The sequence below is a fragment of the Streptomyces sp. UC4497 genome (assembly GCF_054871485.1).
Genome location: NZ_JBTYHB010000021.1, coordinates 19,011 through 41,927, shown reverse-complemented (window position 1 = coordinate 41,927; position 22,917 = coordinate 19,011). Strand labels below are relative to the sequence as shown.

General features: G+C 69.8%; 20 protein-coding genes. 15 read left to right on the top strand and 5 right to left on the bottom strand.

Annotated features, from left to right (window positions below; genetic code table 11):
* Positions 1-40 precede the first annotated feature (40 nt).
* On the bottom strand, positions 41-883 hold the full coding sequence (locus ACYSUO_RS26380; RefSeq protein ID WP_461778722.1) for a DUF1206 domain-containing protein: 843 nt from the start codon (positions 881-883) through the stop codon (positions 41-43).
* A gap of 340 nt (positions 884-1,223) precedes the next feature.
* Here ACYSUO_RS26380 and ACYSUO_RS26375 point away from each other — a divergent pair, with 340 nt between their 5' ends.
* On the top strand, positions 1,224-1,379 hold the full coding sequence (locus ACYSUO_RS26375) for a DUF6131 family protein (protein WP_266723404.1): 156 nt from the start codon (positions 1,224-1,226) through the stop codon (positions 1,377-1,379).
* A 739-nt stretch (positions 1,380-2,118) separates the two neighbouring features.
* Positions 2,119-2,607: a MarR family winged helix-turn-helix transcriptional regulator gene (locus tag ACYSUO_RS26370; protein WP_461778816.1), complete on the top strand. Its 489-nt coding sequence runs from the start codon at positions 2,119-2,121 to the stop codon at positions 2,605-2,607.
* Between the two features lie 156 nt (positions 2,608-2,763).
* Here the strand turns inward: ACYSUO_RS26370 and ACYSUO_RS26365 are convergent, their stop codons facing one another.
* From ACYSUO_RS26365 to ACYSUO_RS26355, 3 genes are read right to left on the bottom strand one after another with little or no spacing between them, the layout of a single operon-like run.
* The gene (locus ACYSUO_RS26365; protein WP_461778721.1) at positions 2,764-4,161 is read right to left on the bottom strand and encodes an MFS transporter; all 1,398 of its coding nucleotides are present in this window, start codon (positions 4,159-4,161) and stop codon (positions 2,764-2,766) included.
* Positions 4,162-4,205: 44 nt separating this feature from the next.
* Positions 4,206-5,141 carry an amidohydrolase family protein gene (locus tag ACYSUO_RS26360; protein WP_461778720.1) on the bottom strand — a complete coding sequence of 312 codons (936 nt, stop codon included), beginning with the start codon at positions 5,139-5,141 and terminating at the stop codon, positions 4,206-4,208.
* A 46-nt stretch (positions 5,142-5,187) separates the two neighbouring features.
* Positions 5,188-6,213 carry an amidohydrolase family protein gene (locus ACYSUO_RS26355; RefSeq protein ID WP_461778719.1) on the bottom strand — a complete coding sequence of 342 codons (1,026 nt, stop codon included), beginning with the start codon at positions 6,211-6,213 and terminating at the stop codon, positions 5,188-5,190.
* 236 nt (positions 6,214-6,449) lie between these two features.
* On the opposite strand from ACYSUO_RS26355, the gene ACYSUO_RS26350 reads away from it, so the two are divergent.
* From ACYSUO_RS26350 to ACYSUO_RS26340, 3 genes are read left to right on the top strand one after another with little or no spacing between them, the layout of a single operon-like run.
* Complete coding sequence (locus tag ACYSUO_RS26350; protein ID WP_461778718.1) at positions 6,450-7,166, top strand: response regulator transcription factor; 717 nt, start codon at positions 6,450-6,452, stop codon at positions 7,164-7,166.
* Between the two features lie 12 nt (positions 7,167-7,178).
* Positions 7,179-8,600 (top strand): sensor histidine kinase, encoded by a 1,422-nt coding sequence (locus ACYSUO_RS26345; RefSeq protein ID WP_461778717.1) that lies wholly within the window; start codon positions 7,179-7,181, stop codon positions 8,598-8,600.
* Positions 8,597-9,601 (top strand): TAXI family TRAP transporter solute-binding subunit, encoded by a 1,005-nt coding sequence (locus ACYSUO_RS26340; protein ID WP_461778716.1) that lies wholly within the window; start codon positions 8,597-8,599, stop codon positions 9,599-9,601. Before ACYSUO_RS26345 ends, ACYSUO_RS26340 begins: the two co-directional genes overlap by 4 nt.
* Before the next feature lie 57 nt (positions 9,602-9,658).
* Here ACYSUO_RS26340 and ACYSUO_RS26335 read toward each other — a convergent pair whose 3' ends face one another.
* Positions 9,659-10,849 carry a DUF7507 domain-containing protein gene (locus ACYSUO_RS26335; protein ID WP_461778715.1) on the bottom strand — a complete coding sequence of 397 codons (1,191 nt, stop codon included), beginning with the start codon at positions 10,847-10,849 and terminating at the stop codon, positions 9,659-9,661.
* Positions 10,850-11,282: 433 nt separating this feature from the next.
* Between ACYSUO_RS26335 and ACYSUO_RS26330 the strand changes: the two genes are divergently transcribed.
* The 10 genes from ACYSUO_RS26330 to ACYSUO_RS26285 all read left to right on the top strand — a co-directional run bounded on the left by ACYSUO_RS26330 (position 11,283) and on the right by ACYSUO_RS26285 (position 22,863).
* On the top strand, positions 11,283-11,966 hold the full coding sequence (locus tag ACYSUO_RS26330) for a GntR family transcriptional regulator (protein ID WP_461778714.1): 684 nt from the start codon (positions 11,283-11,285) through the stop codon (positions 11,964-11,966).
* 205 nt (positions 11,967-12,171) lie between these two features.
* Positions 12,172-13,509 carry an MFS transporter gene (locus tag ACYSUO_RS26325; protein ID WP_461778713.1) on the top strand — a complete coding sequence of 446 codons (1,338 nt, stop codon included), beginning with the start codon at positions 12,172-12,174 and terminating at the stop codon, positions 13,507-13,509.
* A gap of 8 nt (positions 13,510-13,517) precedes the next feature.
* Positions 13,518-14,459, top strand: coding sequence for a dihydrodipicolinate synthase family protein (locus ACYSUO_RS26320; RefSeq protein WP_461778815.1), 942 nt, complete (start codon positions 13,518-13,520; stop codon positions 14,457-14,459).
* On the top strand, positions 14,456-15,604 hold the full coding sequence (locus ACYSUO_RS26315) for a mandelate racemase/muconate lactonizing enzyme family protein (RefSeq protein ID WP_461778712.1): 1,149 nt from the start codon (positions 14,456-14,458) through the stop codon (positions 15,602-15,604). The genes ACYSUO_RS26320 and ACYSUO_RS26315 overlap by 4 nt, the downstream gene beginning before the upstream one ends.
* A gap of 96 nt (positions 15,605-15,700) precedes the next feature.
* The gene (locus tag ACYSUO_RS26310; RefSeq protein WP_461778711.1) at positions 15,701-16,222 is read left to right on the top strand and encodes a winged helix-turn-helix domain-containing protein; all 522 of its coding nucleotides are present in this window, start codon (positions 15,701-15,703) and stop codon (positions 16,220-16,222) included.
* 192 nt (positions 16,223-16,414) lie between these two features.
* Positions 16,415-17,425 carry a LacI family DNA-binding transcriptional regulator gene (locus ACYSUO_RS26305; RefSeq protein WP_461778710.1) on the top strand — a complete coding sequence of 337 codons (1,011 nt, stop codon included), beginning with the start codon at positions 16,415-16,417 and terminating at the stop codon, positions 17,423-17,425.
* Positions 17,426-17,573: 148 nt separating this feature from the next.
* Positions 17,574-18,947 (top strand): ABC transporter substrate-binding protein, encoded by a 1,374-nt coding sequence (locus tag ACYSUO_RS26300; RefSeq protein ID WP_461778709.1) that lies wholly within the window; start codon positions 17,574-17,576, stop codon positions 18,945-18,947.
* Positions 18,948-18,949: 2 nt separating this feature from the next.
* Positions 18,950-19,885: a carbohydrate ABC transporter permease gene (locus ACYSUO_RS26295; protein ID WP_461778708.1), complete on the top strand. Its 936-nt coding sequence runs from the start codon at positions 18,950-18,952 to the stop codon at positions 19,883-19,885.
* The gene (locus ACYSUO_RS26290; RefSeq protein ID WP_461778707.1) at positions 19,882-20,733 is read left to right on the top strand and encodes a carbohydrate ABC transporter permease; all 852 of its coding nucleotides are present in this window, start codon (positions 19,882-19,884) and stop codon (positions 20,731-20,733) included. Before ACYSUO_RS26295 ends, ACYSUO_RS26290 begins: the two co-directional genes overlap by 4 nt.
* A 42-nt stretch (positions 20,734-20,775) precedes the next feature.
* Positions 20,776-22,863, top strand: a complete 2,088-nt coding sequence (locus ACYSUO_RS26285) for a beta-galactosidase (RefSeq protein ID WP_461778706.1) — start codon at positions 20,776-20,778, stop codon at positions 22,861-22,863.
* Positions 22,864-22,917: the final 54 nt, after the last annotated feature.

The following is a 22,917-nucleotide window of genomic DNA, read 5'->3' as shown; positions in this document are numbered from 1 at the left end:
GGCGCAGTCGTACGTGAAGTGCGGTTCGCCTCCACGGAGTTCAGACCTTGCGCCACCGGGCGTTCGCCCAGGAGAACGCGCCGAAGGCCATGAGGCCGAGCGCGATCAATGCCAGCAGCCAGGGTCCGGCGGGAGTGTCGGTGAAGGCGCGCAGGGTGTCGTCCACGCCCTTGGCCTTGCCGGGCTCGTGCCGGACGGCCGCGGTGATGGCGAAGGCACCGGCGACACAGAAGACCGCGCCGCGTGCCGTGCCACCGAGGACCCCGGCCGCCTCGACCGCCTGCCGGGGCCGCCTCGACATCTGGGACATCTTCAGATGCTTGCGGAACTTGCGCAGCAGGGCCCTGACGGCGAGCGACAGGCCGATCACGACCAGCGCGGCACCGGCGACCCCCACGATCCACCGGCCGCCGGGCCACTCAAGGGCCTTGGCCGTGACATCCTGCGAGTTCTTGTCCGAGCTGCCACTGCCGCTGCCCTCGTTCCCGGCCGCGTAGCTGAGCACGGAATACGAGACGAATCCGTAGAACACGCAACGGGCCGCGGACATCGCCCGCTTGCTCGCCTTACGGCCGTCAGGTCCAGCCTGACCGAACGCCGCCTCGGACAGCCGCCACAGCGCCATCCCCGCCAGGGCGATGCCGAGGATCCACAACAGGGCGGTACCGAAGGGCTTTTGGGAGATCTCGGTGACCGCGCCGCCCCGGTCCGCCTGATCGCCTCCGCCGTCGGAGAAGGCGATCCGCAGGGCCAGGACGCCGATCAGGACGTAGAGGACTCCCCGAGCGACGAAGCCCGCACGGGCTCCTGCCGCGACCGCGTTGCTGTTCGCCGCGCGGCGCGCTTGCCCGCGGCCGCGTGGTGGTGCCCATCGAGTGGCCATGTCCCACCGAATGCCCCCGGATCGGGAGGCGATGCATCGACGCATCCGGCCGAGCGGCGGTCGGGCCGGACCGATGCGCCGCCGACAGCAACGCCGTCGCGGCAGGATCGGCACCCGATTCACGACAACTGGCCTCGGCTCGTGGTTTGTTGACGCATGGACGGCGGATGGCGGGGCACTCGGAGCGGGCACGAGGGAATCCAGCAGCGGCCGAACGCGCGGTCGGCTGGGATTGCCACCCCGGCCCGGAACACACGGACGGGCAGGGACCGGGTGCGGCGGATCCTGTGGGACGAGGATCCCGTACGCACCGAAGAGCCCTTGAGATCGGAGCCCGAAAATGATTGTCCTCGGAGCCATCCTGCTCATCATCGGCCTGCTGGTCGGTATTTCGCTGCTCACGATCGTCGGCAGTGTGCTCGTAGTGGTCGGCGCGGTTCTGTGGATCGCCGGTTCGACGGGGCGCGCGGTCGGCGGGCGCAAGCACTACTTCTGAGCTGAACCCTGTCTGAGCTGCACCCTGCGTGATTGTCGGTACGCCGGGCGCGCCCTGCGCCAAACCGGGGCCGGTGGAGAACGTCTCCGCCGGCCCCGGTGTCATGTCCGGGCCGTTGCATGCCAACGGAATGCGTCGTATCCGAGCCCTGGTTGTGCGGGCGACACGAGCAGTACCCTCGTCTCACGCGTTCGTTGCCTGTCGGCTCCCTGTCCCCGATGTCGACGCCAGTCCATCCGGGCCCGCTGGAGCCGCGCCATATCGAATCAGCGCGGATCCAGCATCCCCGCCCATCCGCGCGACTACGAGCGGGGGACTCCCGCTCCCCGCTGTCGCAGAGGGCACCCGCGCGAGGAGGCGGTGGGGGAGCCGTCCGTCCTCGCGCTCGACGGCCGCCACCGATCGCCATGATCGGGGGCGGCCGTTCCAACTTGACGGGTGTCCGCTCCAGTTGAGGACATGCCGGGGGTCGGTCGGGTCTGCGCTGTTCGGTTGACGGGGTGGTGGGTCGGCGAGCGTACGGATCGTCGGTCAAGGCAGGGCCGGTTCCGTGTCGGTCTCGGCCGTCTCGCTCCCGGTCGGCGCAAGACCGGCGAGCACGCTGGTGGCACCGAAGACGATCGTCGTGTCCACGGCGATCAGCGCCACACCATGGGGTATGGGTAAATTGTCCGAGGCGATCTGTGAGTGCAGGTCCGGCGATGGTGACGCAGACGCAGGGAAGGACGGCCCGTTCGTGATGGAGGAGTCGGCGCTCGACGAGGTGGCGGCGCGGCGCGAGGCGCTGGTGGAATCCCTGAGGGTCTACGGCGGCCACTACGCGGAACTCAGCCGCAGCTTCGCCGCCCACCTCGGCCTGTACTCCACGGACGCGGCCGCACTCTTGGAGATCATCGCGGCCGAGGAGCGCGGCGCCCCGATCTCCCCGGCCCGCCTCAGTAAACGCATCCTGCTCTCGTCCGGGGCGACGACCTCCCTCCTCAACCGCCTCGAGGATGCAGGACACATCGTCCGCAGCCGCGAGCACAGCGACCGCCGCGTGGTCACCCTGCGCAGCAGTCGGCACATCCAGGAGCGCGCCGACGAATTCTTCCGTCCCCTGGCGGCACCCATGGACACCATCATCGGCCGCTACCCGCCCGAACTCCTCGATCAGTTCGGGGAGTTGCTGGGGGAGATGTGCGCCGCGATGGACGCCCACCTCACGCAGGTGAACCAGGACGCGTAATGACGGTGCTGGCACGCGCAGCTGTGGATGCACCATCAAGTATCTGAGCGACGACCGCATCCTGTTTGTCTTCGACATTCCGGTGGCACCGAAGGTCTGGCGGGATCTGGGGGAGCGGGCGGTCGATCTGGGGGTGCCCCTGCCGGAGATCGTTCGCTAGGTGGTCGGTGTCACGTCAGCAGCCTCCGTGGGTGCCTTGGTCGCGGCGAGGCGGGCCCGGCGGGTGCGGGGGCCGAAGAGTGCCAGGACGACGGCGCCGACCATCCACGTACCGGCGATGAAGTAGAAGACCGTGCGGTAGCCGTGGTTGGTGTACAGGGCCGCGACGATCAGCGGGCCCGCGGCGTTCGACAGGCGGCCGAGGCCGTAGGAGACGCTCGTGCCCAGGGAGCGGCCGCGGGTGTCGAAGAGTTCGGGGGAGTAGGCGTACGCCAGGGCGGTGTAGCCGCGCTCGAAGAAGTTCACCAGGAAGCCGAACACGACGATGAAGACCGGGCTGAACGTGAGCCCGTACAGCAGGCCGCAGATCGCGATGACCGTGCCGAACACCGTCAGCGACCACTTGCGCTCGAAGCGGTCCGTGACCAGTGATGCCAGGTACGAGCCGAGCGGTGCGCCGACCGTGGTGAGTGCCACGTAGAAGACGGACTTCTCGACGCTGAGTCCCTCCTTGGCCAGCAGGGTCGGCGCCCAGCTCGAGTAGCCGAAGAAGCCGATGGTCTGCGTCACCCACAGGACCGTGAGGAGGAGCGTCGGAAGCAGGTACTTCTTTTGCAGCAGCAGCTTCAACGGGGCCTTCTGGGCCGGGACTTCGTCGACCGGCGGCGCGGGCTCGGGGAGTGGTCCCTTCTCCGCGGCGACGTGCGCCTCGATCTCCCGGAGCACCGCGTCGGCCGCGGCGTGGTCGCCCCTGCTCTCGTGCCAGCGCGGCGACTCCTTGAGGTGCCGGGTGAACAGGACGAGCAGGATGCCCAGCGAACCCCACAGATAGACCAGCCGCCACGACCAGTCGCTGAGCGGGACGACGAGGCTGGCGATGAGGTTGGTGACCGGGGTGCCGCAGATACCGATGACGACGGCGTACGCCTGGTACTTGCCGCGGACCGCGGCCGGATACATCTCGCTGACGTAGACGACGGCCACGACGGTCATCGCGGACAGGCCCGCCGAGGTCAGCACGCGGAAGACACCGAGGGACACCAGGTCCCAGGAGAACACCGAGGCGAACGAGAAGACGGCGAAGAAGAACGTCGTCTGGAGCAGTGCCCGTTTGCGTCCCCAGCGGTCGGCGATGGCGCCGCCGACGATCGAACCGATGAACATGCCGACGAAGGACAGCGAGGTCACGTACGCGACCTGGTCGACCGTGATGCCCCACAGGTCGACGAGTTTCGGTGCCGTGGTGGCGAAGCTGTTGATGTCCGCGAACTCGAAGAAGTACGCGAAGGCGACGGCGAGCAGGGTGAGCTTGTGGAAGCGGGATATGGGGAGCCGGTTGAGCCTGTTCAGCGCGTTGGAGTGGCTGGGCCGGTGGGTCTGGGTGGGTGGGGACATGTGACGCCTTTGTCAGGTGGGTTTGGGGGAGGGGGGATTCGAGGTCAGACGTCCTCGCCGGGCCAGTACAGGCGCATCGGGTTGGCGACGAGGAGCTTGTGCCGCTGCTCGTCCGTGACGGCGATGTGCCGTACGTGGTCGACCAGGAGGCCGTCGTCGGGCATGTGGTCGGTGAGGTTGGGGTGGGGCCAGTCGGTGCCCCACAGCACCCGGTCGGGGAACTCCTCGACGACGCGGCGGCCGAAGGGGACGACGTCGGTGTAGGCGCGCTGTTCGCCGTCGAGTGCGGCGGGCCCGGTGACGCTGAGGCGCTCGGGGCATGTCACCTTCACCCAGACGTCGTTGTGCTCCACGAAGCGCAGGAAGCGGGTGAACTCGGGGCCGTCCACGGGCCGGCTCACGTCCGGTCGCCCCATGTGGTCGATGACCAGCGGAGCGGGCAACGAGGCGAAGAAATCCTCCAGTTCGGGCAGGTCGGCGCTCTCGAAGTACAGGACGATGTGCCAGCCGAGCGGCGCGATCTTCCGCGCGATGGTGTGCAGCGCGTCCTTGGGGGAGGCGTCTACCAGGCGTCGTACGAAGTTGAAGCGGACCCCGCGCACGCCCGCCGCGTCCAGCTCCCGCAGCTCGGCCTCGGTGATGTCCGGGCGGACGGTGGCGATGCCCCGCGCCCTGCCGCCCGCGGAACGGACGGCGTCGACCATGGCGGAGTTGTCCGCGCCGTGGCAGGTGGCCTGCACGATCACATTGCGGGCGAGGCCCAAGTGGTCGCGGAGAGCGAACAGTTGGTCCTTGCCGCCGTCGCAGGGTGTGTACTTGCGCTGCGGCGCGAAGGGGAACTCGGCCTGCGGGCCGAAAACGTGACAGTGGGTGTCGACGGCTCCGGCCGGCAGCCGCAACGTCGGCTCGGACGGTCCTTCGTACCAGTCGAGCCATCCGGGGGTCTTGGGGGCAAGGGTGTGCACTGCTCTGCTCTCCATACGCGGTGGTGTGTCGGGTCCGGGGGTGTGCTGGGGTGCGTGCCGCTCAGCGGCCCTGGCGCTTCAGCAGTGCGTCGAGCCGGGGATACACGGCGCGGGCGTTGTGCTCCTGGACGGCCGCGAGGTCGTCCGTGGGCAGCCCGGCCGCCTCGGTGTACCGACGTGTGTCGTCGAAGTGGTGACCGGTGCACGGGTCGATGTCGCGGACGGCGCCGATCATCTCGGAGGCGAAGAGGATGTTCCTGGACGGAATGACGTCGAAGAGGAGGTCCGAGCCCGGCTGGTGGTAGACGCAGGTGTCGAAGAAGACGTTGCCGAGGACGTGCTCCTCCAGCGGCGGCTTGCCGAGCGCCATCGCAAGGCCGCGGAACCGGCCCCAGTGGTACGGGACGGCGCCGCCGCCGTGCGGGATGACCAGGCGCAAGGTCGGGAAGTCGGCGAACAGGTCCCCCTGCACGAGCTGCATGAACGCTGTCGTGTCGGCGTTGAGGTAGTGCGCGCCCGTGGTGTGGAAGGCCGGGTTGACGCTCGTACTGACATGGACCATCGCCGGGATGTCGTACTCGACCATCTTCTCGTAGACGGGGTACCAGGAGCGGTCGGTGAGCGGCGGCGCAGTCCAGTGTCCGCCCGACGGGTCGGGGTTGAGGTTGAGGGCGACCGCGCCCAACTCCTCGACGCAGCGGGTGAGTTCGGGGATGCAGGTGGCCGGGTCGACGCCGGGGGACTGGGGGAGCATCGCGGCGGGGGCGAAGCGCTCGGGGTAGAGCTGTGCGACGCGGTGGCACAGGTCGTTGCAGATCGACGCCCAGGCCGCCGAAGTGTCGAAGTCGCCGATGTGGTGTGCCATGAACGAGGCGCGCGGCGAGAAGACGGTCAGGTCGATGCCACGTTCGTCCATGAGGCGCAGCTGGTTCGGTTCGATGCTCTCGCGCAGCTCGTCGTCGCTGATCCGCAGCTCGGCCCGCGCGGGGGAGTGCGTGCCGTCGGTGAGTGAGGCGATCTGCCGCTTGCGCCAGGATTCGAGCGCCGACGGTGCGGTCGTGTAGTGGCCGTGGCAGTCGATGATCATGTGCTGTGTCCTTAGGGGCCGACTCTGTCGTCTTCGACGGCAGCAGCCTGACCCCGGACCGTGCGGCCCCGCGACGGCCCCGCACACGGACCTAACCGTCCCTTAACATTCCGGCCCGGCCGATGGCCCCGTCGACCCGCTCCGGCACACCGGCCACGGAGTGTGCTCAGGGACGTGGTCTACATTCGGACGTGGGCGGTATCCGCACAGACACCGCTGATGGGAGGCGGGAAACAGTGCAGATACTGCTTGCGGAGGACGACGACGGAGTGGCCGCGGCGCTCCTCGAGGTCCTGTACGACCACGGCCATGTCACCCGGCGGGTCACGCACGGCCGAGATGTCATGACGTACCACCGCAGCTCTGACCTGCTCCTCCTCGATCTGGGCCTGCCCGACGTCGACGGCCTCGACGTACTGCGTTCTCTGCGTGCGGTGAGTGACATGTCGGTGGTGGTGCTGACCGCGCGCGGCGACGAGCGTTCGGTGGTGCGTGGGCTGCGGCTCGGCGCCGACGACTACCTGGTCAAGCCCGTGCGCCTCGCCGAACTGCTCGCCCGCATTGAGGCCGTCACCCGGCGCAGCGCCGCGAAGAGCGCCCCGGAGGTGAGCCGGATCCAAGCCGGTGACGTCGAGGTCGATCTCGACGCGCGGCGGGTCCGGGCAGGAGGGGCGGACGTCGAGCTGACCACCAAGGAGTTCGACATCCTCGCCGTACTCGCCGCGCGTGCCGGAACGGCCGTGAGCCGCGAGCAGGTCCTCGACGAGGTGTGGGGAGACGCCCACCATGGTGTGTCCCGCTCGCTCGACGTACACCTCACCCAGCTGCGGGCCAAGTTGTCCCGCCCCGAGCTGCTCACGACGATCCGCGGCTTCGGCTACCGCTTCGGTGACGACGCCACGTCCGGCCCCACGGACTTCGGTGACAACGCCGCCTCCGGCCCCACGGACTGAGGGAGCGGGCACGTGCGCAACCGGGTCCAGGCGGCACTCCTCGCGTTCGTGGTGCTCGCTGTGGCCGCGTTCGCCGTTCCGCTGCTGGTGTCCACCGCATCCGACCGCACGCAGCAGCTGGTGCTCGCCCGTAGCTCCGACCTCGACCGCTTCGCCTCGCTGATGGACCAGGCGGCGACCACCGGGGACACCGCCGCGGTCGTCGCCGAGGCACGGCGTTACACCCGGCTTTACGGGGAGGCACTCGTGGTCACCGACGCGCGCCACAAGCCCGTGGTGGAGACCGGCGGGATGCGGGCCGCCGACCCGGCCGTGTCACGCCTCATCGACGCGGCCCTGCGCAACCAGACCGCGCACCCCACGGCCTCGCTGACGCCCTGGTCGGGAGGGCACAGGATGTTCGCCGAGCCCGCGGGCACCGGCACCCAGGTGTCCGGCGCCGTCGTCCTGCGGGCCTCCGTACGGGCCGCGGCCGGTGACATCGCCCGGCGGTGGGCGGCCGTCCTCGCGGCGGCGGCCGTGGTCGCCCTTGCCTGCACGGCCCTCGCCCGCGCGGTGACCCGCTGGGTGGTCAGACCGCTGCGCCGCCTCGACCGCGCCGTCGGCCAGCTCGCAGCTGGGCTTCCTCCGGAACACACGCACGCCTCCGGGCCGCCCGAACTGCGCCAACTGGCCACCGGGTTCAACCGGATGGCGAGCACCGTCACCTCCGCCCTGGAGCAACAGCGCCGGCTCGTCGCCGACACCTCCCACCAGATGCGCAACCCTATGGCCGCGCTCAGGCTCCGCGTGGACGCGCTGCACACCCACCTGCCCGCCGCGGCGGACCGCACGTACACCGGAGTCACCACCGAACTCGACCGCCTGGAGACCCTGCTCGACGACATGCTGGCGCTCGCCACGGCGGAACACCGGGCCGGTGAACTGACCGTGAGCGACGGGCCGTACGCCCCCTGCGACGCGGCGGCGGTCGCGGCCGAGCAGCACCGGCGGTGGGAACCGGTCGCCCGCCGCCGCGGAGCACACCTCACCACGCATCCCGCCGCCCCCGTCCTCGTCGCCTGCACGGAACACGAGCTCGCCCAGATCACCGACATCCTCATCGACAACGCCATCAAGTACGCGGGCGAGGACGCCGAGATCACGCTGCGCTGCACGGTGGAGGGAGCACACGCGGTCCTCACGGTGACGGACAACGGACCCGGCCTGGACGTCGATGAACTCACCCGCGCCACGGAACGGTTCTGGCGTTCGGGCAAGCAGTCCGGCACGACGGGCTCGGGACTCGGCCTCGCCATCGCGGAACAACTCCTCGCGGGCCGCGGCGGACGCCTGGAACTCGGCTCGGCGCGGCCTCGCGGGCTGCGCGCACGAGCGGTCGTGCCACGCGCAGCCGAAGAGGCCGCTGAGGCCGGCCGAGAGGTGTCCCCATGAAGAATCGGCGTACGGTCCTGACGAACAGGCGTACGGTCCTTCGCGCCACGCTCGGCACCGCGGGCGCCGTCGCCCTCGGCGGCGCGCTCGCCGGCGACGTCTCCGGAATCGGCCACGGTCCCAGCGGAGTGCTGCACCTGGCGACCGGGGAACCGACCGCGTTCTACGAGGCCTTCGGACACCTCCTGGCCGATGAACTCACGGCGGCACACCCCGGCTTGCAATGCCGCGTCCGCACCACCGCGGGCAGCGTCGACAACATCGAGCGGCTGCGCGACGGCCGGGCCGATCTCGCCCTCGTCCTCACCGCCACCGCACGGGACGCCGCGGGCACCGACGTGTTCCCGCATCCCGTGCCGCTGCGCGCGATCGGCCGGGTCTACGAGACGTACCTCCAGTTCGCCGTACGCGCCGACGCGGGCGTGCGGACCGTGGCCGACCTGCGCGGACACGTCGTCTCGCTGGGCGCCCCGGGCTCGGGCGCGGCCGTGTTCGGGGAACGGCTGCTGCGCGCCGCGGGCCTGTCGGCCGGAACGGACGTTCGCGTACGCCATCTGCCGCTGAACGACGCGGCGAGCGCCATGGCCGCCGGTTCCGTGGACGGGCTGCTCGTGGCAGGTGGCGTGCCCCTGCCCGCGCTCAAGGACCTCGACGAGCGGCCCGGCCTGGGCTTCCTGCCGCTGGCCGAACTGCTGCCCCGGCTCGGCGGCCGGGACGCACGGGCGGCCTCGGGCCTTGAACAGGTGGCGCTGCCGCAGGACGCGTACCGGGCGGCGGGCGGGGTCGCCACCATCGGTGTGTCCAACCTCCTGGTGTGCCGCCCCGACCTCGACCGGGACGTGGCAGACGCGCTCACTCGCCTGCTGGTCCGGCGCGCCACGTCCCTCGTGCCCGGCAACGCCGTGGGCACCCAGTTCCTCGACGTCCGCAGCCTGATCGGCACCGGAGGCATCGCTCTGCACCCAGGGGCGCTCGCGGCGTACCGGTCGCTGCACGGTTGAGCGTGGGAGCCGCGCCCGGGGCCCGTTTCCTGTGGAGCACGTGGCTCGACGCGGTGCTCAGCGCCTCCGGCTGGTGGCCTTGCCGAGCCGGAGAAGCCAGGCGCCTGCCGCTGCCAGCACCAGGGCTGCGACACCGAGGAGGCCGATTTCGCGGGCGCCGGTGCCTGCCAGTTCCTCGCCGTGTGACGGGACAGGGGTGGACGAGCCCGACGGGGTCGGGTTGCCAGTGATGCTGGGAGTTGGCGAGTCGGTGGGCGCAGGTGTCGGCATGGCCGAGTCGGTGGGGGTGGGCGTGGGGGAGTCGGTGGGTGCCGGTGTGGACGAGTCCGTGGGCGTGGGCGAGTCGGTCGGTGTCGGCGTGTCCGGGTCGGGAGGTGTGGGGTCCTTTGTCTCCGGGGTGACCGACGTCGTGACGCAGGAGTGGTTGTCCGCGGTCTGGGTCTCGCGGCTGCCGGTGTACACGTCGGCGCAGTTCTCGATGGCTGTCCCACCGGGCACGTCATCGTGTGCGTGGACCGTCACGTCGAAGGTGTGTGTCTCGCCTGGCTTCAGGGTGTGCAGGGGGCAGGTGATCGTGGTGCCGCTGGCGGGGCATTCGGCGGGCAGGTCCTCGATGTCGAGGTCGAGGGAGTCCGTGTTGTCCTCGACGGTGACCTCTTCGGCGTCGGAGGGGCCCTCGTTGGTGACCGTGAAGGTGTAGGTGTACGTGCCGTCCGGGTTCACACTGGCCGGCCCGGACTTCTTCAGCACGACGTTGCTGAGGGTCTGGGCGATCGTGATGGTGCGGGCCTGAGCGCTCTGCGCGTCGCTGCTGGTGGCGGTGGCCTCGTTGACGATGTTCGTGCCGTCCGTGGTGTCCGCCAGGACCCGCACCGGGATCCGGTAGGTCGCCGAGGCGCCGGGCGCCAGGTCGGTACCGCTGCCGCCGCAGGTCACGGCCGATCCGGCGACGGTGCAGCCCTCGGGGGCCGACCCCTCCAGGGCGAGGTGGGCGTCCAGGGTGTCCGAGACCGTCACGTCATGCGCCGTCTGGTCACCGGTGTTGGTCACCACCAGGGTGTAGACGGCGGTGTCACCCACCGTCAGAGGATCGGGGGAGACCGTCTTCTCCAACTGCAACGGGCCCGCCGCGCGCAACTCCGGCACCCGCTGCGCCGAGGAGCCTGCGGACGGGTGGGACGGCTGGGGAGCGGGCGGCTCGGAGGCGGAGGCCGCCTGCGGCAGCACGGCCGCTCCCGCCAGCGTCATCGCGGACAGCGTCCTGGCCGCTCGACCGGCCCTCGGCCGCGGGCGTGCTTCTACTCGACTATGAGATCGCACTGTATTGGGCATTCGAGAAAGTTAAGCTAATTGAGTATTACATTGTCTGATTTAAGTGTATGCGCGTTTGAGCCCACTCTGGCGGAGTACGGCTCCCGTGAATGGGGCGATGTTTCACAAAGGGGCTGAGCGTGGGTTCTGCTGTGTCGGCCGACTGGGCCAACTCCGGCTCTGACACGGCCCGTTGGGGGCAAGTGTTCTCCTGCGGCGGCGGAGTCGCCTGGCGTACCAACTGGACGATGGGCCTCAGCCGGATGGCGTAGCCGCGGGTGATGGTGGCACGGGGGTCGAGGGGGATTTGGGGAAGCTGGTGGCAGACCCATTGCCCTTGGCCGCCGCGGCAGTTACGGTCCAGTCGTATATGACATATGAGATTCCATTTGGGGGCGCGACCTTGCCTGCTTTCAGTCCGGCCACCCTGCCGTCGCGGACCGCGCACGTACTCGAGGCCATCAAGGCGGCGATCCTGAATGGGGAGTTCAAGCCGGGCACCGCGCTGGTGGAGAACGTGCTGGCGGGGGAGTTCGGTGTGTCGAAGACGCCCGTGCGGGAGGCGTTGAAGGCGCTGGAGGGCTCGGGGCTCGTCGTGATCCGGCCGTTCGCCGGCACCACGGTGCGTGAGTTGAGCGAGCAGGACGCGATGGCCGTCTATGACATGCGGCTGCTGCTGGAGCCGGAGGCGGTGCGGCGCAGTGTCGTCGCGGGCAGTGACTTCTCCGACGCGGCACAGGCGTTGGAGCGCGCGGCGCTGGCCGAGGACGCCTCGACCCGTTCCACCGCCAACAGGGACTTCCACCGCGGTCTCTACGCCGGGTGCGGCAACCCGCTGCTGCTTCGCACGCTCGACGGGCTCCGCGATCAGACGGCGCTGGTCTCCGCGTCCTCCTGGGCCCGGTCACCGTCGTGGCAGGAGGAGTCCCGCGAGCACGCGGCCGTACTCGAGTGTGTCCGGTCGGGGAAGGCCGACGAGGCCGCCACGCTCGTCCGGCGTCACATCGAGGGCTTCGTGGCCCGGCACCTTCAGGAGGAGACGCTCACTCACTGAAACAACTGAAACAACTGAAACAGCTGAACAACGGAACAACTGAAGACGAGATGCGGCCCGTTCACCGCCAAGATCCCGGGCCGCACCTCAGAGATCCACGCTCCGCGAGGAGCGTCGCCGTTACCCACTAGGAGCAACGATGCCCCAGTCTAACGTGCGCACGTCCGCCCCAGCAGGGCCAGGTCCCGTTCGCGAGCGCAGCCGTATGCGCTGGACGATCGTCGGATTCTCGGCCCTCGGGCTGACCATCGCCTATCTCGACCGCGCCGCCATCAGCGTCGCGATGCCGTTCATGTCCAAAGAGTTCCACATCAGCTCGGCGGTGCAGGGGGTCCTGCTCTCCGCCTTCTTCTGGACGTACGCGCTCTTCCAGCTCCCGTCCGGCTGGCTGCTCGACCGCTTCGGGCCCCGGGTGATCTACCCGATCGCGGTCGGCTGGTGGTCGATCTGGACCGCCCTGACCGCCTTCGCCCAGGGGGTCGGCTCGGTCATCGTGTTCCGGCTCGGCCTGGGCATCGGTGAGGCCCCGGTGCAGCCGGCGAACGTCAAGGTGGTCTCCCAGTGGTTCCCGCGCCGGGAGCGCGCCTTCGCGTCGAGCCTGTTCGACATGGGTCAGCAGATCGGAACGGCGCTCTCGGTCCCGATCGTGACCGCATTGATCACGTTCAGCGGCTGGCGCATGGCCTTCGTGGTGATCGGTGTCGCCGGCCTGCTCTGGATCGTCGGCTGGCGGATGGTCTACCGCGAGCCCGAGAAGCACCCGCGCGTCTCCGCCTCGGAGCTGGCGCACATCCAGTCCGACCAGGGCGAGATGGTGGCCGCGCAGAACGCGGACGACGCCCCCGAGGCGTCGTGGCGTGTGCTGTTGCGCAACAACCAGGTGTGGGCGCTGATGACGGGATACGTCTTCCGCTCCCTCGCCGGCGCGTTCTTCCTCACCTGGTACCCGAGCTACCTCCTCGACGACCGAGGCTTCTCCGAGGCCGAGTTCGGGATGGTCGGCGCCATCCCGCCGCTCATCGCCATCGGCTCCACGGTCCTCGGCGGCATCGTCTCCGACCGCATGCTGGCGTCCGGGATGTCCACGAACCTGGCACGCAAGATACCGATCGTCTCCGGGCTCGCACTCAGCGCCTGCATCGGGTTCTCCCCCTTCATCGAGAGCAACGTCGTCGTCATGACCGTGCTGACCGTCAGCAACGCGGCACACTCCTTCGCCGGGGCCGCGATCCTGAGCCTGCCGGCGGAGGTCGCGTCCTCGCCGGCGACCGTCGGCTCGGTCGCCGGGTTCCAGAACTTCGGTTCCCAGCTCGGCAATCTCACCAGCCCGATCGTGATCGGACTCTTCCTGACCTTCGGCAACGGCTCCTACCTCGGCCCACTGCTCGGCGCCGCCGCCTGCTGCCTGATCAGCGCGGCCATCTATCTGTTCTGGGTACGGATCAAGCCCGTCACACCCGTGAGCGCCCTTGTGTCAGCCACCGATTCCGGCTCCGGCCCCGACACCGACTCCGACTCCGCATCCAAGGGGGCCACTTCGTGAGCTCGACCCTGAACACCACTGATCTCATCGAGCGGTTGAGCACCGTCCTCGCCATTCCGGTGGTGCCCTACGGCGAGGACGGCGGGATCGACCACGACCGCGCCGGCGCACTCGCCGCCCGCCTCGTCGCAGGCGGCATCTCGGTCCTGACGCCGAACGGGAACACCGGCGAGTTCTACGCCCTCACTCCGGCCGAACGACGGGCGGTCCTGACCACCGTCACCGCGGCGTGCCCGGCCTCCACGACCCTCGTCGCCGGAGTCGGATTCGACGTGCACACCGCGATCGCGGACGCCCGCTTCGCCCGTGACACCGGCGCGCACGCCATCATGATCCACCAGCCGGTGCTGCCCTACATGTCACCGGAGGGCTGGGTCGAGTACAACGCGGCGATCGCCGACTCAGTACCGGAGTTGGGCGTCCTGCCCTACCTCAGCAACCCGGCGATCTCCGGCGCACACATCGCGGCCCTCGCCGAGCGTGCCCCCAACGTCGTCGGCCTCAAGTACTCGGTGCCCGACCCGGTGGTGTTCGCCGCCCATCGCGAGCAGGCCGGGGACGGTCTGCTCTGGATCGCAGGCCTGGCGGAGTCCTACGCGTCCGCCTACTGGCAGGCCGGTGCACGTGCGTTCACCTCGGGCCTGGCCAATGTCGCACCGGCCGTCCCCCTTCAGCTGCTCGCGTCCCTGCAAGCGGGGCGTTACGAGGAGGCGGCGGCCCTCTGGCGGCGGATCCGCCCCTTCGAGGAGATGCGGGCCCGCAATCACTCGGCCGACAACGTGTCCGTGGTGAAGGAAGCCATGCACCAACTCGGCCTGTGCAGGCGCGAGGTGCGCCCGCCGAGCCACGTACTGTCCCGTGCCCGGGCGGCCGAGGTGACCGAGTCCGTCCGGCCCTGGCGGGAGCTCGTGCCCGCCCTCGACGAGGAGTTCAAGGAGTTCGTGGCATGAAGATCGAGTCCCTGGAGACCTTCCGCCAGCGGGTCGGCGACCGCCCCCGCGTCCTGGTGAAGATCACCACCGACAGTGGTGTGTCCGGCTGGTCCGAGGTGTACAACCACGGCCCCGACCTCGCCTACCTCCCGCTGCTCGACCACCTCTTCGACCAGATCAAGGGCATGGACCCGCTGCGGCCCACCGCGGTCAACCAGTTCCTGCACCAGTCCGCCCGCTTCCCGCAGGGGGCCCTGGGCACCGCCGCCATCGCCGCGATCGACCACGCCCTGTGGGACATCGCCGGCAAGGCGCTCGGCGTGCCCGTGTACCAGCTGCTCGGCGGCGCGGTCCGCGACCGGGTGCGGGTCTACGCCGGGCTGTACAACGCCCCGGACGTCGCCGAACTACGCGACAGGACCGCCGACTTGCACGAGCGATTCGGATTCACGGCCTTCAAGCTGAGTCCCTACCGCCGCAATCCGCACAACACCCGCTACGGCCTCGTCGTCCACGAACTCGGCGACTACTTCGGCGACGTACGACAACACCACCCCGAGGACTGGGAGTTCGCCTTCGACGCCCACGCCTGCCTCTGGGAGCCGCACCAGGCAGTCGAGTTGGGCGCGGCGCTCGCCCCCAACCAGCCGCTGTTCCTCGAGGAGCCGATCCGCCCCGAGTACATTCCCGCGTGGGGCCGGATCCGCTCGGACCTGCGCGTGCCGCTGGCCACCGGCGAATCGCTCTACACCACACAGGAATTCCTCGCGCTGCTCACGGCGGGCGGCGCCGACATCGTGCAGCCCGACATCTGCGTGGTCGGCGGGATGACGCAGATGGTGAAGATCGCCGCGATCGCCGAGGCGCACTACGTGCCCGTGTCACCGCACAATCCGATGGGCCCGTTGGCCACTGCGGCGAACGTGCACTTCGCGGCGGCCACCACGAACTTCGGCATCCTCGAATACGGGATGGGCTACCAGGTCGACGACGTCTCCTGGTGCCCCGACCCGTACCTCCCGGTCGACGGCCATCTGGAGCTGCGCCCCGACCGGCCCGGCTGGGGCATCGAGATCGACGAGGACGCTCTGGTGGCCGACGACTGGGTCTCCTGGAACCGCAGGGTGCCCGTCCGTCCCGACGGGGCCACCGCCTGGATGTAGCCGAGCTCATCGGCGAAATAGATCAATTGCGCGACTTTGGGGTGGGTTCGTCGTTGAGACACGTGACCATGATCAACGTGTTCGAGGAGGCGACGGATGAGTAACAAGGCCAAGAAGAAGGGGCGCAAGCATCGCACGGTCAACCGCAGCCCGCGGCCGGTGACTCGACGGACGGCCGTCGAGGAGCCGGCGGTGGGCCGGGTGCCGCAGCAGACGAGCGGCCCGGATCTGGACCGCGTACTGAACAGGCTCGGTTACAGGCGCCTGCGCGTCCCGGCACCGGCAACACCTGACACCAGCCCGGGGGCGGGCGCTCAGGCACATCCAGAGCCGAGCCCTGAGGCAAGCCCAGAGCCGAGCCCTGAGGTAACCGCCGAGACGAGCTCTTCGCCAGGCCCCGGGGCAAGCCCGGCCCTGGCGAAGAACACCCTGCTGACGTTGGAGCGGCTGCAAGAGGCATCACACGGACTCACGCTTGAGCAACTGTGTGAAGCGGTCGGCTGGACACCCCGCACGGTGACACGCCACCTCAAGAAGCTCACCGACAGCGGCCTCGCCGAACAGGCCGAGAACGGGTGCTGGCTCGCGAGCGCGACGACCGCCACTCCCGTTCGCTAGTACGCGACGTGGAGACCGCCGGGCGGCGCACGCGGCCCGGCGGCCCAACATGCCTGCGACGGTGGCACGTTGTGCGGCCCACCGAACATCGTGCGCAAAGTCTTGACGCTCGTTTCGGCCGTGTGAACGATGGCCTGACTACGTAGTCAGGCCGGCCACCGTTCACACGGCCGAGGACGATCGGGAGGGCGCATGCCGACCACCATGACCGACGTCGCCCGCGCCGCCGGCGTCTCCCAGAAGACGGTGTCCCGCGTCGTCAACGGTGAGCCGTACGTGAGCGCCGAGATCCGCGAGCGCGTGCACCGGGCCATCCGGGACCTCGACTTCCGCCCCAACAACACGGCCCGCGCGCTGCTCAAGGGAAGGCACCGCCGGATCGGCGTGGTCTCGCTCGGCAGCGCGCACTACGGGCCCACGACTCTCCTCATGGCTCTGGAGCGGGCCATGCAGCGGGCCGGTTACGCGTTCGCGCTGGCCGGCACCCGTGACGGCCGGGACAGGAGTCTCGCCGCGGCCGTCGCCTCGTTGCTGGACCAGGGCGTCGACGGCGTCGTGCTGTCGGAACCGGTCGACGACGGGTCGCCGCTCCGGTTCCGCTGCGACGTGCCGATGGTGAGCCTGGGCGAACCCGTGGAGCTGTCCGGCGCCGCCGGCGCCGTGGTCAGCGCCGATGGTGTCGCCGACGCCCGGTGCGCCACCGAACACCTCCTCGCCCTCGGCCACCGCACCGTGTGGCACATCCCGGGCCCGGACAACTGGTTCAGCGCCCGTGACCGCGAACGGGGTTGGCGTGCCGCGCTCTCGGCGGCCGGAGCCGAGGTGCCGCCGCTCGCCCCCGCGGGGGACTGGACCCCTGCCTCCGGCTACCGCGCGGCCCGGCAGCTGGCCCGCGACCCCGACGTCACCGCCGTCTTCGTGGCCAACGACGAGATGGCGCTCGGCGCCCTGCGTGCCTTCACCGAGGCCGGGCGCCGGGTCCCCGAGGACGTCGGTGTCGTCGGCTTCGACGACATCCCGGCGGCCGCCTACCTCACCCCGCCGCTCACCACCGTCCGCCAGGACTTCGCGACCGTCGCCACCCGCGCCGTCGACGTCCTGACCGCCATGATCGAGGACACCCCTCGACCGTCCGAACCCCCTTACCTGGCAAGTCAATTGGTCCTGCGGGAATCCACCGCGCCGAGACCCCGGACGACGTAGACACCCACCCACCTCCGACCACTGACCCGACAGACCGGCACACCCCCGGTCCGCCCCGCCATGTCCGCACGCAGCCCCGCCCGGCCCCCGACACGCACCCACATAGGCATCGCTCCCGCCCCCACCCGCACCACGTGAGGAGTCACGCGTGTTCACCCCGAGCCGCAACCGCCACCTCCACCACCCACCCACACCCCGACCACCCTCCCGCCGCGCCCTGCTCCGAGGCGCCGTCGGCCTCGGTGTCACCGCCGCGCTCGCCGCCTGCGGGCAGGGTGCCACCACGCCCCGTACGTCCGGCGACGTCACCCTCGCCCTGTGGACCCACGACCAGAACTACGAGAAGTTCTTCACCCGTTCCATACCGGCCGCCGACCGGCTCACCGACTTCGCGTACCACCTGAGCACCACGCGCGCGGGCGCCCCCGACCTGGTCACCAAGCTGCTCGCCCAGGCCGTCGCCGAGCGTGGTGTGCCGGACGTGGTCGGCTTCGAGATGAGCGCCTTTCCGCGGATGCTGCGCGGTGACATCGCCGAGCGGCTGCTGCGCGACTTCGGCGAGGACGTGGCGAAGGTGTCGGGCCTGAAGGAGGACCTGCTGCCCGCGCGCACCGCCCCGTTCAGCAAGGACGGCAAGCTCTACGGCCTGGACTCCGACACCCCGCTGGTCGTGCACTACTACCGCAGGGACCTCTTCGAGAAGTACGGGATCCCGGTCGCGGCCGACACCTGGGAGGAGTTCGCCAAGATCGGGGAACGCGCACACCGCAAGCACGACGTCGCGCTCAACGCGGTCGTCACAGGCCCCGACGTCAACCAGGTCGTGCAGTCCTTCCAAATGCTGTTCAACCAGCGCGGCGGCGGCCTCTTCGACGAGGACCAGAACCTCACCCTGGACTCGACCGAGGCGGTCGAGGCCCTGGAGTTCGTCTGCCGCGGCCTGCGCGCCGGCTTCATCACCCCTGTCTCCGACTACTTCGGCGGCCCGATGCAGGCGGCGCTCAAGCAAGGCAAGGTGATCGGCGTCCTCATGGCGACCTGGTTCAAGATCTACGGCCTGATGCCCAACGTGCCCGAACAGAAAGGGAGATGGGGTATGACGGCCCCGCCACGGTTCGCCGCGGCCGGCCACGCCACCTCCACCAGCGGCGGCACCGGATTCGGCGTGCTGCGCAACAAGCCCAACTCCCAGGCCGCCGCGGAGTTCCTGTACAGCGCCTACCTCACCCACGAGGCCCAGGTCCGCCGCTTCCACGACCTCGGCTATCTGCCCACCCGTGCCTCCGTCTACAAGGACAAGGCCCTGCTGCGCACCACCGACGCGTACCTCGGCGGGCAGCGCCCGTTCGACGTCTACACCGCACTCCTCGACGACGCACCCCGTGTGTATGTCAGCCCCGACCAGTCGATCCTCAACGACGTGCTCGCCGGCTGTCTGCTCAGCGCCTACCGCGGCGACCTCACACCGCGCGCCGCCATCCGCAAGGCCGCCGCCGACTTCCGCGACCAGGCGGGGAGGTAGCCATGACCTCGATATCCCTGCGCGCCCGCCCCGTCCGTGTCACCGAGACCGCCGCCACCGATGGCCGGAAGCGCCGCGCGCCCCTCCACCCGTACCTCTTCATCGCCCCGTTCTACGTCCTGTACGTGCTGTTCATGCTGGTCCCCATCGCGGTGGCGCTGTGGCTCAGCCTGTGCGAGTGGGTCGGGCTCGGCACCCCGCACTGGGTCGGTCTGCGCAACTACCAGCACCTGCTGACCGACGCGAGCTTCCACCGGGCGCTCGGCAACACCGGCATCTACGTCCTGGTCAGCCTGCTGGTCATCGTGCCCGCCGCGCTCTTCGTCGCCCAGGCCATCAACGCCCGCGGGGTACGCGCCCGCGACCTGTGGCGGACCGCGTACTTCGTGCCGATCGTGGTGTCACCGATCGTCGTCGCCCTGATCTTCGGGCTCATCTTCGACCAGCAATTCGGGCTGCTCAATTCGCTCCTGCGGGCGCTGTTCGGCACCGGCTCGGTGGACTGGCTGGGCGATCCGACGCTGTCCAAGGTCGCCATCTCCCTTGTCATGGTGTGGCGTTGGACCGGCTACCTCACCATCTTCTTCCTCGCCGGACTGCAGAACGTGCCGCGCGAGCTGTACGAGGCCGCGGCCATCGACGGCGCCGGGCGGGTGCGCACCTTCGTCACCGTCACCCTGCCCGCGCTGAAGCCGGTGACCGCGTTCGTCGCGGTGACCTCGTTCATCGGTGCCGCGCAGATCTTCGACGAGCCGTATCTGCTGACCGGCGGCGGTCCTGCCGAAGCGACCCTGTCCGTGGCGATGTTCATCTACCGGGCCGCGTTCGAGCGCCAGCAGTTCGGCTACGCGGCCGCCGCCGGTGTCGTGCTGTTCGTCGTCGTCTTCACCCTGAGCCGGATCTTCAACCGGCTGCTCGGCATCGGGAGGACCCAGTGAGCGCTCCAGCGAACGCCCGAGTGAACGTCACGGTGCTGCGCCGCCCTCTCCTCTACACCACCCTCGGTGTGCTGCTGCTCGCCTTCACCGCCCCGCTGCTCTGGGCGGTCAGCGGGTCCTTCAAGCGGCGCGGCGACATCTTCGGTTACCCGCCGAAACTCATTCCGTCCCCTGCCACGCTCGCCAACTTCCGTTCCCTGCTCACCGAGCAGCCCTTCGGCCGCTGGTTCCTGATGAGCGCCGTGGTCGCACTGCTGGCCACCGTGGTCTCGGTGTTCGTATGTGCCCTTGCCGGATACGGCTTCGCCAAGTTCCGCTTCGCCGGGAAACGGTTCCTGTTCGGCGTGATGTTCAGCTCGCTGTCGATCCCGTTCGCGGTGATCCTCGTGCCGCTGTTCGTGATCCTCGTGAAGACCGGGCTCGGCAGCCCGTGGTTCGCGCTGATCGTGCCGTGGGTGGCACCCGCGTTCGGGATCTTCATGATGCAGCAGTACATCGTGCAGAGCGTCCCGGACGAGATCCTGGAGGCCGCCCGCATCGACGGCGCGAGCGAGTTCGGGATCTTCCGGCGCGTGGTGCTGCCGCTGCTGAGGCCCTCGCTCGGCGCGCTCGGTGTCTGGCAGTTCCTGCAGAGCTACAACAGCTTCCTGTGGCCGCTGGTCCTGGTCTCCGACAGCTCCCAGTACACCCTCCCTCTCGGCCTGCAGACCCTCTTCCGCGCCGAGAACCGCCAGTACGACCTGGTCCTCGCGGGCTCCGTGCTCGCGGTGTTCCCCGCCGTCCTCGTCTTCGTCCTCCTGCGCAAACAGCTCCTGGAGGGCCTGTCCACGGGCGCGGTCAAGGGCTGATCGGCACCCGCCGACCCACCTCAACTCACGTATAGGAGAAGCATGTTCAACCTCCCCAACCGGGTCCTGTTCGGCGCCGCCTACTACCACGAGTACCAGCCCCACGACCGGCTCAAGGACGACCTCGACCAGATGGCCGAGGCACACTTCACCGTCATCCGGGTCGGCGAGTCGGTCTGGTCGACCTGGGAACCCGACAACGGACGCTTCGACCTCGACTGGCTCCAGCCCGTCCTGGACGGTGCGCACGAGCGCGGCATCTCCGTCGTCCTCGGCACCCCCACGTACGCCGTACCGCCGTGGCTCGCCCGCCTCTACCCGGAGATCGCGGGGGAGCGGAAGACGGGGCAGCGGATCGGCTGGGGCGCCCGCCAGGAAGTCGACTTCACCCACCCCGCGTTCCGCTTCCACGCCGAGCGCGTCATCCGCAAAATCACCGAACGGTACGCCTCCCACCCGGCCGTCATCGGCTTCCAGGTCGACAACGAACCCGGCAACGAACTCCTCCACAACCACGGTGTCTTCCAGCAGTTCACCGACCGGCTGCGCGCGCAGTACGGCGACGTGGAGACCCTGAACCGCGAATGGGGCCTGGTCTACTGGTCGCACCGGCTTGCCACCTGGGCGGACCTGTGGACCCCGGACAACAACGCGCAGCCCCAGTACGACCTGGCCTGGCGTCGCTTCCAGGCCGACCTCACCACCGAGTTCATCGGCTGGCAGGCGGACATCGTGCGCGAGTACGCGCGCGACGACCAGTTCGTCACGACGTGCATCTCCTACGAACGCCCCGGCATCGAGGACGATCGACTGACGCGCCGCCTCGACGTCACCGCGGGCAACCCCTACTACGCGATGCAGGACGGCCTCGCCCACCCCGAGGGCCCGCAGTCCCCGCAGGGCTGGACCACCTCCGGCACCTGGGCCCTGTACCGCAGCGCCGACCGTATGTACTCCTCGCGCCAGAAACCCTTCCTCGTCACGGAAACCAACGCCCAGGCCATCGGCGGCAGTTGGCACAACCGCCCGGCGTACGACGGGCAGTGGCGGCAGGCGGCATGGGCGCTGATCTCGCGCGGCGCCTCGATGATCGAGTACTGGCACTGGCACACGCTGCACTTCGGTACGGAGACGTACTGGGGCGGCATCCTGCCCCACAACGGCCGCCCCGGTCGCGTCTACCGCGAACTCGCCACGCTCGGGGCCGAGTTGGAGACGGCAGGCGATCTGGCGGCGGGCCTCACCCCCGACGCGGACGTCGCCTTCCTCTACGCGGGCCCCAGCAAGTGGGCACTCCAGGCGCAGCCCGCGCTCGCCCGGCCGGATGGAGGAGCGGACCCGAACTCGTACCAGACCATCTTCGACGCCTTCTACCGCGGCGCTTTCGACGCGGGACTCCAGGCAAGGGTGCTGCACCCCGGTCAACTGGCGGAGACAGGGACCGGGTTGCCGTCGGTGCTTGTCGCGCCCGCCTACTACGCGGCCGACGACGCCACCCTCGACTTCCTCACCGCGTACGCCGAGCAAGGCGGGCACCTCATCATCGGCCCGCGCACGGCGTACGCCGACGAGGAGGCCCGCGCCCGCACGGACGCCCAGCCCGCGCGCCTGGCGGAGGCCGCCGGAGTGACCTACGACGAATTCAGCAACCTGTCCGCACCCCTCACGGTCCACGGCACGGACGACTTCCCCCTGGAGGGTGGCGCGCAAGCGCTGCACTGGGCGGACGGCCTGACGCCGACGGACGCGCAGGCCCTGGCCTCGTACGAGCACCCGCACTTCGGGCGCTGGCCGGCGATCACCACGCGCGCGCACGGTTCTGGCCGCATCACGTACGTCGGCACGGTCCCGGACCCGGCGCTGGGGCGCGCCCTGTTCGGCTGGGCCGTACGCGAGCCCGCGACGGCCTGGCGCCCCGAGGCCCCCAGCGTCACGAACACGTCCGCGACCACCCACGACGGCCGCCGGGTCCGCTTCCTGCACAACTGGTCTTGGGAGCCGCAGTCGTTCAGCGTGCCGGAAGCGGTACGCGACGTGCTGACGGGTGACGTCCACGAGGGCGGGGATGCCATCGCGCTGGGAGCGTGGGATGTGCGGGTTCTGGAGGTGACGGGCACTGTGACACGGTGACGCCAGGGAGGGGGCAGGACGCCGGACCGTCCCCTCCGCCCCTGCGAGGAGGCT

Excerpts from the sequence above, each read along its gene's own strand:
- ACYSUO_RS26380 (WP_461778722.1), bottom strand. The coding sequence starts at position 883 with ATGGCCACTCGATGGGCACCACCACGCGGCCGCGGGCAAGCGCGCCGC.
- ACYSUO_RS26375 (WP_266723404.1), top strand. The coding sequence starts at position 1,224 with ATGATTGTCCTCGGAGCCATCCTGCTCATCATCGGCCTGCTGGTCGGT.
- ACYSUO_RS26370 (WP_461778816.1), top strand. The coding sequence starts at position 2,119 with ATGGAGGAGTCGGCGCTCGACGAGGTGGCGGCGCGGCGCGAGGCGCTG.
- ACYSUO_RS26365 (WP_461778721.1), bottom strand. The coding sequence starts at position 4,161 with ATGTCCCCACCCACCCAGACCCACCGGCCCAGCCACTCCAACGCGCTG.
- ACYSUO_RS26360 (WP_461778720.1), bottom strand. The coding sequence starts at position 5,141 with ATGGAGAGCAGAGCAGTGCACACCCTTGCCCCCAAGACCCCCGGATGG.
- ACYSUO_RS26355 (WP_461778719.1), bottom strand. The coding sequence starts at position 6,213 with ATGATCATCGACTGCCACGGCCACTACACGACCGCACCGTCGGCGCTC.
- ACYSUO_RS26340 (WP_461778716.1), top strand. The coding sequence starts at position 8,597 with ATGAAGAATCGGCGTACGGTCCTGACGAACAGGCGTACGGTCCTTCGC.
- ACYSUO_RS26335 (WP_461778715.1), bottom strand. The coding sequence starts at position 10,849 with ATGACGCTGGCGGGAGCGGCCGTGCTGCCGCAGGCGGCCTCCGCCTCC.
- ACYSUO_RS26330 (WP_461778714.1), top strand. The coding sequence starts at position 11,283 with ATGACATATGAGATTCCATTTGGGGGCGCGACCTTGCCTGCTTTCAGT.
- ACYSUO_RS26325 (WP_461778713.1), top strand. The coding sequence starts at position 12,172 with ATGCGCTGGACGATCGTCGGATTCTCGGCCCTCGGGCTGACCATCGCC.
- ACYSUO_RS26315 (WP_461778712.1), top strand. The coding sequence starts at position 14,456 with ATGAAGATCGAGTCCCTGGAGACCTTCCGCCAGCGGGTCGGCGACCGC.
- ACYSUO_RS26310 (WP_461778711.1), top strand. The coding sequence starts at position 15,701 with ATGAGTAACAAGGCCAAGAAGAAGGGGCGCAAGCATCGCACGGTCAAC.
- ACYSUO_RS26305 (WP_461778710.1), top strand. The coding sequence starts at position 16,415 with ATGCCGACCACCATGACCGACGTCGCCCGCGCCGCCGGCGTCTCCCAG.
- ACYSUO_RS26295 (WP_461778708.1), top strand. The coding sequence starts at position 18,950 with ATGACCTCGATATCCCTGCGCGCCCGCCCCGTCCGTGTCACCGAGACC.
- ACYSUO_RS26285 (WP_461778706.1), top strand. The coding sequence starts at position 20,776 with ATGTTCAACCTCCCCAACCGGGTCCTGTTCGGCGCCGCCTACTACCAC.